The following is an 11,925-nucleotide window of genomic DNA, read 5'->3' on the forward strand; positions in this document are numbered from 1 at the left end:
AAATCTGAAACCTGAAACTATTTTTTTGCTTCTTTAAAAACATACTCCGGGTTTTTATAATTAAGAGTTCCCGGCAAAAAGCACGGAAGACTCATATAAGTTCCCATTACACCGTTTCCTAAAAATAGTTTACTTTCTTTTTTTAATAAAGCCAAAGGCTCCCTTTTCCAACCACCTCCATTTGATATATAATGAAAATCCCCTCTTAAAGTATCTCCTTTAACTTCTCCCCTTACATCTCCGGAATCTTTACCATTTCTGTAATATGATCGTTCATAACGCCCGTAAAAACGTTTTTCGTTTATTTGAATAGCCAAAATTGCGGTGTCTTTATTATTTACAGCCTGATAGACAATATAATTGTATTTGTATTTGTCTTTTTCTTCCTTAGAATTGCAGGACATTAAAAAACCAAATACAACAACAATAAATAATAAAGTTTCTTTTCGCATTTATTTCGGTGAATTTGTAAACTGAATTTTCAGATTAAATTTAAAATTTTGAAATATGGAATCATAACTATTGTCTTCATCTTCATCAGAGCAAACGGAATCGGAGAGATTGTCATTCCCTCCAGATGTTGGCACTTCATCAATTTCAATTTCATTTCTGAACATTTCACTTCGATTACTGATATACAATTTTGATGATGTGCCTTTCAAATACATAATTTTGTATTCAAAATAATCTTTTGACATGTTTGTATTAAACTGATTTGTTTTAATTATTCTAAAAACGAAATACAAATCTGGAGCAATTTCTATTAATTCAGAATTGAATTCTTTTAATTGACTTTCAATTTTCCTTTCTGCCGTTTTTTTTCTGTAAAAATACAAATTACTGATTTGCAAATTGAACTTAGAATTTGGAATTACCCCCACTATATCGGTTTCCTTTGCTAATCTTTGTTTTTCTTCATTGATGTTATTTATGGCAAGTTTAAGGTTCTTTTTATCTAAAGGTATAAAGAAAGTATAACCGCCTTCACCGTTACTTTTATTAAAAAAAATATCATTTAAAAAAAATGAGAATGAATTTTTAATAAATTCATCTAGTTCAAAAGGCACTTTGGTTATTACTTTATTTTCCACATTAAAATCTTCTTTTTTACAGGAATAATAGGTTGCCGATTGAATGAAATGATATTTATTAAAAATTAAATCAACATAAATCATTTCTTCTTTATTATTCTTTTTTATAAAATCGAAATTTTCCAAAACATATTGATATGTTTTAATTTGATTTTCCTGATTCCCTATTGCCATTCTTTGTCCAAAAGCAATGGAAGTAAAAAAGAAAAATAAAACAATTAATTTATTTATATTGAGATTTTTAATCGTAAGCAACATGTATCAAATTTGAATTTTACAAACGGTCCTTTACAAATTCAATTTGAGTTTTACCGTGTGGTTTTGGTTTTCCGTCTTCACCCAAATTAACCATTGTTGTATGATCAATTGTAATGATAATTTCGCGGGTCATCATGTTTCTTACGGCACATCTAAGTACTAAAGAAGTGGTTCCAAATTTCACTACATCAATCCCAATTTCTACAATATCTCCTTGTCTGGCAGAACTTTTAAAATTGATTTCGGACATGTGTTTAGTTACGACTCTCGGATTTTCTAATTGTACAATCGAATACAAAGCAAGCTCTTCATCAATCCAGGCTAAAAGCTGTCCGCCAAATAAAGTTCCGTTCGGATTTAAATCCTGGGGCTTAACCCATTTTCTGGTATGGAATCTCATATTTTTATTTTATACGGGTAAAAATAGTTTTTTACTCCCATAATCGAATTATGTTTTTTTATTAATCCATAAGATTTCAATAATTCGAAAATTTGCTGCTGAATTATTTTAAAAATCATTTTTAAAAGTCCAAAATATTAAAATTACAGTCAATGAAATATTTTAATTTATGAACTTATTTTTTGTAGATTTTGTCAGTAACTAAATCCGGGAAAGGTATTTTTATAAGAGATATTTTTATAATTTTAAAGAAAAACCATGACAGACAGAGACACTTTTTTAAAAGAATTCAGAGGCGAAACTTTAGGAACTATCAGCACTCAGTCATCTGCTGATGAGTTATTTCAAAATCAAACCATTAGACCCATTTTAAAACTTCAGAACGATTTGTTCATTGCTGTTTTCATTAATTATGTCAATAAAAACAAGGCAGATTTTTATTCTTACACTGTCGAAAAAAAACTGCAGACCATAGAAAATTCCATTCAAAAAGATATTAAATTCAGAAATTCTTTAAAAGGAATTATAATGGCCCTTTTTAGTGTTGAAGAATATGAAACTTATATTAAGAATTCTTCCGACTTAAATAAACGAATGATGAATTTACTTATTGACCGATTGAAAAGCCAGGTACAGTTGTTTGAATTGGAATCAGATTTTAAATAATTTTAGATGATTTTAGAAATAATACAAAAAGGGCGGCAAAGTCTTTTTGTTTATCAGGATGGAAACTTATTATTTTATTCAGTTGTAAAATTTAATTGGATCAATAGAATTATAAATATTTACAATCAAAATGATGATTTGCTTTTAGAATTAAAATGCAGGTCGTTTTTTATGAAATCCAATTATAAAATTTTATTTCAAAATCAATCTCTGAACCCATTCATAAATGAAATAAATAGCAGGTCCATAACTTTTAATACTGATAAGTATTTAACAGTTGATTCAAAATACTTTATTTCATTCAATTATAATTATTATTTCCGGGACACTAAAATAGCTGAACTAAAAAAGAAAATTTTTAGTATTTCTTCTAAAATGACACTTGAGCTAAACGATGAAAATTTAGAATTTTCAGATCAAATAATAATGCATATACTTTCAATTGAAACCGGGGTTTCCGTTGATTAAATACCTCAAAATAATCAATAATGTTCAACCAATTTCGAAATAAATTCCCTCTTGACGATTCAAAATGGAACGAATATACAAGCTATTTCAAACGCCTTGAAGTTTCTGCAAAAACAATACTTTTAGAAGAAGGAGAAATTTCAAAAAGACTTTTTATAATTGAGAAAGGTTGTATACGGGTCTGGTTCAACAATAACGGTAAGGATCTTACTACTCAGTTTTTTTTCGAAAACCAAAGCGTTGCTTCTATCGAAAGTTTTATTAAAAAACTTCCAAGCCCCGTATTTGTTGAAACCATTGAACCTTCTGTTTTATGGTGGATCCATAAAAGTGATGTAGATATCATCCTCGAAGAAATTAAGGAAATTCCGGAATTAAGAGATCATCTTATTAACAGGCTTTTTCAGCGTACATTTGATTATATACACCATTTTGTTTCTTTTATAAAAGATTCTCCTGCTCAGCGATATCTAAATTTAAGTGAGGAAAATCCTCAAATTATTCAGCGTGTTCCACAGCATTATATTGCTTCTTATCTTGGTGTAAGTACAGTTCATTTAAGCCGGATAAAAAGCAAATTACTTCAGAAAAAATAATCGGATCATTTGATAACAAATGTTATCGTCTGTCTTTAAACTGCTATTTAGCTTTGTATCATAAAATTTAAACTTATGAAAGCAGCGGTAATTTATAAAAAAGGCGAAATGCCAAAATATGCAGAATGTGCAGAACCCATTCCACAAAATGAAAACGAAATTTTACTTTCAGTAAAAGCGGTTGCCATTACCAATCTGGACAAAGCAAAAGCGAGTGGAAAACATTATTCATCTGAAAATCAAAATCAAAACGAAACCGTAATAGGAAGTGACGGTGTTGGTTTATTAGAAGATGGCACAAGGGTTTACGCAAGAGGAATTACGGGAACAATTGCTGAGAAGGCAATTATTGAAAAAAACAGAATGGTTCCCTTACCTGAAGGAATTAGTAATGCCACAGCAGCGGCAATGCCAAATGCGGTTGCCGGCTCAGCGATGGCATTGCGATTTAGGGCCGGAATAAAACCCGGAGAAACGGTTTTAATAAATGGAGCTACCGGATTTACCGGACAAATGGCAGTGCAGATTGCTAAATATTGCGGTGCAAAAAAAATAATCGTGACGGGAAGAAACAAAAAAACACTTGAAAACCTTTTAGAGTTAGGGGCTAGCAAAACCATTTCTCTTAAACAGGATGATGAAACTATCCTCAGTCAACTTAAAGAAATTCATCAAAGTACTCCAATAGATATTATTCTGGATTATTTATGGGGTCACTCTGCAGAATTAATTTTTTCAGCGTTAAAAGGAAACGGGGCATTTACAAATAAAGTTCGATTTGTTTCAATTGGTTCCATGTCAGGCGACAATATTCAATTATCATCAGGGATTTTAAGAAGTGTCGACCTTCAATTATCAGGTTCGGGTTTAGGAAGCTGGACTAAGGAAGAAATAAAACTGCTTTTTTCAGAAATACTTCCGGAAATGTTTCTATTGGCAGCTCAAAATAAATTGATCGTAAATATTGAGGAGGTGAGTTTAATCGATATTGAAAAAATGTGGAATAAAGAAATTTCAGACGGTAAGCGGCTTTTAGTCGTAATCTAAATAAAGAAAGGTTTGACAAACTGGGATTTTTGCATCTCAATCTTGTCAAACCTTTAATTTTAAGCTGAATTAATATGCTAACAATTCTTTTAAAACCCCTTCAAATCGATTTTTAGGCAAAAACTGATCTTCCAAAGCTTTTGTAAACGGAATCGGAGAATCTAAACTCGCTACTCTTTTTACAGGACCATCCAGATATTCAAAACATTGTTCCATTATTAAAGCTGAAATATCGCTGGCAATTCCGCCAAATAAAGTATCTTCCTGATAAATGATTACTTTACCCGTTTTTTTAACCGATGCAAAAATAGTTTCGGTATCCAAAGGCTGCAAAGTTCTTAAATCAATTAAATCTGCTTCTATTTCCGGATTCTTCTCCAACGTTTCCAATGCCCAGTGAACGGTGGCTCCAAAAGCAATAATAGTAATACTTTTACCTTCTTTTATCAATGCTGCTTTTCCTAACGGAATAGTATAATAATCATTTGGAACATCCTGATAAATACTTCTATACAAAAGTTTATGCTCAAAAAACAAAACCGGATTCGGATCGTTTATTGAGGTATTTAATAAACCTTTGGCATCATAAGGAAAGGCCGGGTAAACTATTTTTAATCCCGGTGTTTTGGTAAACCAGGCTTCATTTGTCTGCGAATGAAAAGGTCCTGCCTGCGTTCCGCCACCGCAAGGCATACGTACTACAACATCGGCTTTTTCTCCCCAGCGGTAATGTGATTTAGCTAATAAATTTACAATTGGATTAAAGCCGGTTGAAACAAAATCTGCAAACTGCATTTCAACAATTGCTTTATAGCCGTTAATTGACAATCCCATTCCGGTGGAAACAACTGCGCTTTCACAAATTGGGGTATTCCTAACCCGAGCTTTTCCGAAAAACTCAACAAAACCATCTGTTATTTTAAAGGCTCCTCCATACTCTGCTATATCCTGCCCCATAATAACAAGGTTATCATGCTGTTTCATAGATTGTTCCAAACTTTTTCTAATGGCATCTATAAAACGAATGTTTTGAGATTCTGATGAATGGCTAACTTCTTCATGTTGATAAGGCTTATAAACATCCTCTAATTCATTTTCATAAGTTGGCACAATTTCAGGCTCTGCATTTGCTATAGCTAAATTTTCATCTATTTCCTGCTTAATTTCATTGTGAAGCTGCTCGTCAAATTCTGCAGTCAAAACCCCTGTTTCTGTCAAAAATTTCCGATAATTTGTAACCGGATCTTTTTCACTCCATTCATCTCTTAGTTCCTGTGGAACATATTTTATCCCGCTCGCCTCTTCATGGCCTCGCATTCTAAAAGTTTTAAATTCCAGTAAAACAGGATGCGGATTTTCCTGCATTTGTTTTTTCAGCTTCGAGAGTTTATTATAAACTTCGAGAATATTATTTCCATCAATGATATGACTTTCCATACCATAACCAATACCTTTGTCTGCTAAATTTTCACAGCAGTATTGTTCGTTTGTTGGTGTCGAAAGTCCGTAACCGTTATTTTCAATGATAAACATTACAGGCAGCTTCCATACTGCAGCTATATTCAAAGCTTCATGAAAATCCCCTTCGCTGGTTGCACCTTCTCCGGTAAAAACAGCAGTGATTTTTTTATTATTTTGAAGTTTATTCGCTAAGGCTATTCCGTCTGCAATTCCGAGTTGAGGTCCCAAATGCGAAATCATTCCTATAATTTTATATTCCTGAGTTCCAAAATGAAAACTACGATCTCTTCCTTTTGTAAAACCATTTGCTTTTCCCTGCCATTGCGAAAACAATCGATGCAGCGGAATATTTCTTGAAGTAAAAACACCGAGATTTCGATGCATTGGCAATACATATTCAGATTCATCTAAAACAGCTGTAACACCAACCGCAATTGCTTCCTGCCCAATTCCGGAGAACCATTTTGATACTTTTCCCTGCCGAATCAGGATGAGCATCTTTTCTTCGATTAAACGGGGTTTTAGTAGTTTTTTATATAAATCTAATAGTTGAGCATCGGTTAAGTCTTGTCTGTAAAAGATCATTTGGTTCTGTTTTTAGTATTCCAAATATATTAAAATTTAACAATTCAAAACCAAAAGTTAAATAAATCATTTTCAAACAATTTTGGTTAGTTCTGCTAAAAATAGAAATGCAGACTATGACAGGTAATTTTTAGTATAAAATTTATTTTAAGCCACAAAATAAGGAGACAATATGTCTTCAAAATTATACAATCCTTCTTCTTTATCTTTTAAATTTTCGGCTACAAATACAACCCCACTGCCAAAAGCTTCACGTGAAATACTTTCATGAATTAATCGGACTGTTTGAAAAGGAAACCCGAAAACAACTTCATGTTTACCTACAATTCCACCGGCTCTAACCGAATTTATATCATTTTCTTCCAAATCCAGTGTTTCTGCAATTTTAAGTGCAGTTCCAGAAACACCGTCTTTTCCCTTAAAATGTTCTTCAATAATTTCGATATCAACCCATGGAGCAATTTTCTTCAAAAATTTAGAGGCAAATAATAAATAATTGACACCAAGTGTAATGTTTGGACTCCAAAATACAGTTGTAAGTTTTGAAAGCGATTTTAAAAACTCTTTTTCTTTATTTGAATAATGAGAAATTGCTGAGATGATTTTTATCTTTCGAATACTGGCTTCTTCCCCATAACTATAAATTCCGGAGGCTGAAGAAAAGTCAATTATTACATCGACAGGCTGTTTGTCTAAAAGTTCTGCAATGGGAGTTGTTTCACTGGAATATATTTTTCCTGTTTCATTAGAATCAATTCCCAGATATTCTGCAGTAGTGCGATTCTCCAAAGTAGAACTTCTTTTCATCACCCATTTAAGAGTAATTTTTTTGTTCTGCAATAAAACTGAAGCCACAGCTTTTCCTGTTTTTCCAAATCCGATTAGTCCTATTTCCATAATGCTCTTTTTTATAAAAATAGAATTTTCTATTTAAAAATCTGTGTTTTTCAGAATTATTAACATGTTTTTAAAGCAAAATGACCTTGAAATTAAAGTTTACTCAAATTGTGATTTTGCTTTTTAATGTTAAATTATTACATGAAAAACTCAATTTTATAATAAATTTTAAAATTCAAAACTAAAATATTCTCTACCTTTGTTATAGAAGGTTTGAAACCTTTTTCTTAAATAAAAATGTAAAGTATGCAAAACATTCCTAGTGTAGACTTACGTGATTTCCTTTCGGACGACCCGAAACGTAAACAAAAATTTGTAAATGAAATCGGCAGTGCATTTGAAAACATTGGCTTCGTAGCCCTAAAAGGTCATTTCTTAGATGACAAATTGGTAAACGAACTTTATGGCGAAATCCGAAAATTTTTCGCCTTGCCAGTAGAAACCAAGCATAGTTATGAAATTCCCGGGATAGGCGGCCAAAGAGGGTATGTTTCTTTTGGAAAAGAGCATGCTAAAGGACGTAAAGAGGGAGATTTGAAAGAATTCTGGCATTTCGGCCAGTACGTTGACAAGGATTCGAAATGGGCCTCAGAATATCCGGACAATGTTGAAGTTAAAGAATTACCGCGTTTTAACGAAGTGGGTAAAGAAGCCTATCAAATGCTTGAAAAAACAGGCGTTTATGTTTTAAGAGCTTTGGCATTGCATCTTGGTCTTGATGAATTTTATTTTGATGAATATGCAAAAGAAGGAAACTCTATTTTAAGACCTATTCATTATCCCCCAATTACTTCTGAACCTGAAAATGCAATTCGTGCAGCTGCACACGGGGACATTAATTTAATTACTTTATTAATGGGTGCACAGGGTAAAGGGCTTCAGGTTCAAAATCATGATGGAGAATGGATTGACGCTATTGCTGAGGATGATGAATTAGTAATTAATGTGGGCGATATGTTGTCAAGACATACCAACAATAAACTAAAATCAACTATTCATCAGGTAGTTAATCCACCTAGAGAATTATGGGGAACTTCACGTTATTCCATTCCTTTTTTCATGCATCCTGTTAGTGATATGCGACTGGATTGCTTAGAAAACTGTATTGATGCTGAAAATCCTAAAAAATTCGAAGATACTACGGCTGGGGATTATCTATACGAACGCTTAGTAGATTTAGGTTTAATAAAAAAATAATCTTTAAATTTACAAGAATAATAAAAGACATTGAGCGTATGCTTGATGTCTTTTTAATTTCAAAAAAAAATTACACAATGGACTTTAAAGACCAACTTAAAAATTTATTTCCCGATCATATTGAATCAAATGAACCTGAAGAAGTTCCGCAGGAAGATCACGTACTTTATATTCAGAAAGAACCTATGATTTGTAAATTTGAAAAACGAAAAGGAAAAGCAACCACGATCATAGAAGGTTATGAAGGATCTGATGAAGATTTTAAAATTCTGGCTAAAGAAATTAAAACCAAACTAAGCGTAGGCGGAACTTTTAAAGATGACTCAATCATTATTCAGGGAGATTATCGTGATAAAATCATGGCAATTTTAAAAGAAAAAGGCTTTAAAACAAAACGTGTTGGCGGATAAATAATTTAAAATTTGTTTCAGGTTTAAAGTTTCAGTTCTACAACTTGAAACATTAAACCTGAAACAAAAACTCAAAACCTTAGCAACTCAAAAAAATGATCCAGGCATCAGAATTAATACTCAATCCCGATGGAAGCGTTTATCACTTAAACCTTCGTCCGGAACATATAGCACACGATATAATTTTTGTGGGCGATCAAAACAGAGTCGAGAAAATTACTCAGTTTTTTGATTCTATTGAATTTTCAACACAAAAAAGAGAATTTAAGACCCAAACCGGAATTTACAAAGGCAAAAGAATTACAGTGATGTCAACCGGAATTGGTCCTGACAATATTGACATTGTATTAAATGAATTGGACGCTTTGGTCAACATCGATTTAAAAACCCGTGAACCAAAAAAAAATCTGACTTCATTAAATATTATCCGAATTGGAACTTCGGGTTCTTTGCAGGCAGATATTCCCGTAGGCAGCTTTGTAATGTCTAAATTCGGATTAGGACTAGACAATATGCTGCGCTCCTATCTGATTGATGAAGTTTCCCACAATGCTATTGAAGATGCTTTTATCATGCATACTAATTGGGATATCCGAAAAGGAAGGCCTTATGCAATTGCTTGTTCTGAAACATTAGAAAAAATTATCGAATCTAATAAAATATTCAAAGGAATTACCGCTACAGCCGGGGGGTTTTACGGGCCTCAGGGACGTGTTTTGCGTTTGAACATTCAGGATGAAGAATTAAACAACAAAATGGATAATTTCAATTTCAACGGTAACCGAATTACCAATTTAGAAATGGAAACAGCTGCCATTTATGGCCTTTCGGCTTTATTAGGTCACAATGCATTGTCATTAAATGCAATTATTGCGAATCGTGCCTCGGGAACTTTTAGTGAAGATCCGTATAAAGCAGTTGATGAACTTATTGTTTATACGTTGAATAAATTAACTGGAAAATAATTGGATAATTAATCAATTTGAAAATTAGATAATTGGTTTAAAATTAAAACTATGATTTTAAGAGTTGCCCGGCATACTAACGATCTAAAGAAAATTGAAGATTTTTATATAAATATATTGGCTTTCGAGCGTTTGGGAGGTTTTCAAAATCATAATAATTATGATGGTGTTTTTATCGGAAAACCTGATTCAGACTGGCATTTTGAATTCACCCAATCTGAAACAGAAGCGAATCATAAATTTGACGAAGATGATATAATTGTACTTTACCCGGATACAATTAAAAAATATAATACAGTGCTTGAAAGTCTTTTAGAGAATAATATTCCAGAGATAACTGCAAAAAATCCATATTGGAATGAAAATGGACAAATGTTCCTGGATCCGGATGGTTATCACATTGTAATATCAGATCTAAAAGCAACAAATTAAATTTAAAAAATGGCAGAAACACATACAAAAATCCTATTTAGATATTATAGTGATTTATTAGAAGATACAGTTGTAGAAACTATGTGGGCAGAAATTATTGATTTAGAAAAAGGAATCTTCAAATTGGATAATATACCATTTTTTGGTCCTTTAATTGCCACAGATGACATTTTCTATGCCGAATTTGACGCAGATGAAGAAACTCTGGTCTACAGAAAAACTATAGAAAGCTTTGGAAATTCAATACTTCAGGTTGTAATTCTGGAAAAAGGTTTTGATAAGGAAATAATAAGAGAAGAATTAAAATCTATTAATTGTGCTTCAGAAGGATTAAACGAAACCTTATTTGCAGTAGAAGTTTTAAAGGTTACAGATTATTCGATTGTAAAAAACCTTTTAAATCAATACGAGTTGCAGGAAATTATAGAATTTGCCGAGCCGTGCCTTTCAGAAAAACACAGAACAGATTTATTGAAGAATTAGAGAATGTGTCAATTTGATAATGAGATAATTTTTAAAATTTAATAATTAAAAAATCTAAAAAGTAAAAAAAACATACCCAAACAACTTAACTTAAACTTAAAACCAAATGAAAACTGTAAAAATTGTAGGTGTTCCTGAACACTTCAATTTGCCATGGCAACTCTGCATTGAAAATGGTGAATTTGAAGCTGAAAATATTGATTTACAATGGAAAAATATTCCGGAAGGCACAGGCAAAATGTGCCAGATGCTGCGTGATGGCGAGGCTGATATTGCTGTAATTTTAACCGAAGGAATTATAAAAGATATCGTTGCCGGAAATCCGAGTAAAATTGTACAGATTTATGTGCAGTCTCCCTTAATCTGGGGAATTCATGTAGCTGCAAAATCTGATTTTCATACAATAAAGGATCTCAAAAATAAAAAAGTTGCAATTTCAAGGTTAGGATCCGGATCTCAATTAATGGCTTATGTAAATGCACATGAACAGGGTTGGGAAACTGATAATTTAGATTTCGAAATTATCAATACTATAGATGGAGCTGTTGAAGCGCTGACAAACGGAACCGCTGATTATTTTATGTGGGAGCGTTTTATGACCAAGCCTCTTGTGGATCAGGGAATTTTCAGACGTGTAGATGATTGTCCAACTCCATGGCCTTCGTTTGTAATTACGGTCCGTGATGAATTTTTGAAAAAAAATCCAAAAATCGTCGAGAAAATCCTTGATATTATCAACAGTACAACACGTGATTTTACACAAATTCCGGATATTGACAAGACATTAGCTGATATTTTCAATCAAAAACTGGAAGATATACAGGAATGGCTAAAACTGACACAATGGTCACAAAAAAATTTAACCGAAAAAGCATTTATTAAGATTCAAAATCAGTTATTTGATCTGGGTATTATTGATAAAAAAAGTACTTTTGTTGAAACCGTAAAAGTGATGTAAAACACCGCTTT

General features: G+C 32.3%; 15 protein-coding genes. 10 read left to right on the plus strand and 5 right to left on the minus strand.

Features of this window, described 5'->3' with window-relative positions; genetic code table 11:
* Window positions 1–17: 17 nt before the first annotated feature.
* From DMB68_RS08855 to DMB68_RS08865, 3 genes are read right to left on the minus strand one after another with little or no spacing between them, the layout of a single operon-like run.
* The gene (locus tag DMB68_RS08855) at window positions 18–452 is read right to left on the minus strand and encodes a hypothetical protein (protein WP_110346240.1); all 435 of its coding nucleotides are present in this window, start codon (window positions 450–452) and stop codon (window positions 18–20) included.
* Window positions 453–1,349, minus strand: a complete 897-nt coding sequence (locus DMB68_RS08860) for a hypothetical protein (protein WP_110346241.1) — start codon at window positions 1,347–1,349, stop codon at window positions 453–455.
* Between the two features lie 16 nt (window positions 1,350–1,365).
* A complete protein-coding gene (locus DMB68_RS08865; RefSeq protein ID WP_110346242.1) occupies window positions 1,366–1,749 on the minus strand; it encodes an acyl-CoA thioesterase in 384 nt (127 codons plus the stop codon).
* Between the two features lie 258 nt (window positions 1,750–2,007).
* Here DMB68_RS08865 and DMB68_RS08870 point away from each other — a divergent pair, with 258 nt between their 5' ends.
* From DMB68_RS08870 to DMB68_RS08885, 4 genes are all read left to right on the plus strand, one after another.
* A complete protein-coding gene (locus tag DMB68_RS08870; protein ID WP_110346243.1) occupies window positions 2,008–2,415 on the plus strand; it encodes a glyoxalase in 408 nt (135 codons plus the stop codon).
* Between the two features lie 6 nt (window positions 2,416–2,421).
* Complete coding sequence (locus tag DMB68_RS08875; protein WP_110346244.1) at window positions 2,422–2,883, plus strand: hypothetical protein; 462 nt, start codon at window positions 2,422–2,424, stop codon at window positions 2,881–2,883.
* Window positions 2,884–2,903: 20 nt separating this feature from the next.
* Complete coding sequence (locus tag DMB68_RS08880) at window positions 2,904–3,479, plus strand: Crp/Fnr family transcriptional regulator (RefSeq protein ID WP_110346245.1); 576 nt, start codon at window positions 2,904–2,906, stop codon at window positions 3,477–3,479.
* Between the two features lie 75 nt (window positions 3,480–3,554).
* A complete protein-coding gene (locus DMB68_RS08885; protein WP_110346246.1) occupies window positions 3,555–4,526 on the plus strand; it encodes a quinone oxidoreductase family protein in 972 nt (323 codons plus the stop codon).
* Between the two features lie 69 nt (window positions 4,527–4,595).
* On the opposite strand, the gene DMB68_RS08890 is transcribed toward DMB68_RS08885, so the two are convergent.
* Both DMB68_RS08890 and DMB68_RS08895 read right to left on the minus strand, forming a co-directional pair.
* A complete protein-coding gene (locus tag DMB68_RS08890; RefSeq protein ID WP_110346247.1) occupies window positions 4,596–6,572 on the minus strand; it encodes an alpha-ketoacid dehydrogenase subunit alpha/beta in 1,977 nt (658 codons plus the stop codon).
* A 147-nt stretch (window positions 6,573–6,719) separates the two neighbouring features.
* Entirely contained in the window at window positions 6,720–7,469 is a 750-nt protein-coding gene (locus DMB68_RS08895; protein WP_110346248.1) for a 4-hydroxy-tetrahydrodipicolinate reductase, read from the minus strand.
* A gap of 246 nt (window positions 7,470–7,715) precedes the next feature.
* Between DMB68_RS08895 and DMB68_RS08900 the strand changes: the two genes are divergently transcribed.
* The 6 genes from DMB68_RS08900 (at window position 7,716) to DMB68_RS08925 (ending at window position 11,914) form a co-directional block, all read left to right on the plus strand.
* Window positions 7,716–8,666 (plus strand): isopenicillin N synthase family dioxygenase, encoded by a 951-nt coding sequence (locus tag DMB68_RS08900; protein ID WP_110346249.1) that lies wholly within the window; start codon window positions 7,716–7,718, stop codon window positions 8,664–8,666.
* Window positions 8,667–8,743: 77 nt separating this feature from the next.
* Window positions 8,744–9,076: a translation initiation factor gene (locus DMB68_RS08905; protein WP_110346402.1), complete on the plus strand. Its 333-nt coding sequence runs from the start codon at window positions 8,744–8,746 to the stop codon at window positions 9,074–9,076.
* Window positions 9,077–9,171: 95 nt separating this feature from the next.
* Window positions 9,172–10,041: a nucleoside phosphorylase gene (locus DMB68_RS08910; protein WP_110346250.1), complete on the plus strand. Its 870-nt coding sequence runs from the start codon at window positions 9,172–9,174 to the stop codon at window positions 10,039–10,041.
* A 51-nt stretch (window positions 10,042–10,092) separates the two neighbouring features.
* Window positions 10,093–10,473: a VOC family protein gene (locus DMB68_RS08915; RefSeq protein ID WP_110346251.1), complete on the plus strand. Its 381-nt coding sequence runs from the start codon at window positions 10,093–10,095 to the stop codon at window positions 10,471–10,473.
* A 9-nt stretch (window positions 10,474–10,482) separates the two neighbouring features.
* On the plus strand, window positions 10,483–10,956 hold the full coding sequence (locus DMB68_RS08920; RefSeq protein WP_110346252.1) for a DUF4265 domain-containing protein: 474 nt from the start codon (window positions 10,483–10,485) through the stop codon (window positions 10,954–10,956).
* A 106-nt stretch (window positions 10,957–11,062) separates the two neighbouring features.
* Complete coding sequence (locus DMB68_RS08925; protein WP_110346253.1) at window positions 11,063–11,914, plus strand: substrate-binding domain-containing protein; 852 nt, start codon at window positions 11,063–11,065, stop codon at window positions 11,912–11,914.
* The last annotated feature ends 11 nt before the right edge of the window (window positions 11,915–11,925 follow it).

It is taken from the genome of Flavobacterium hydrophilum, assembly GCF_003202405.1.
Classification (GTDB): domain Bacteria; phylum Bacteroidota; class Bacteroidia; order Flavobacteriales; family Flavobacteriaceae; genus Flavobacterium; species Flavobacterium hydrophilum.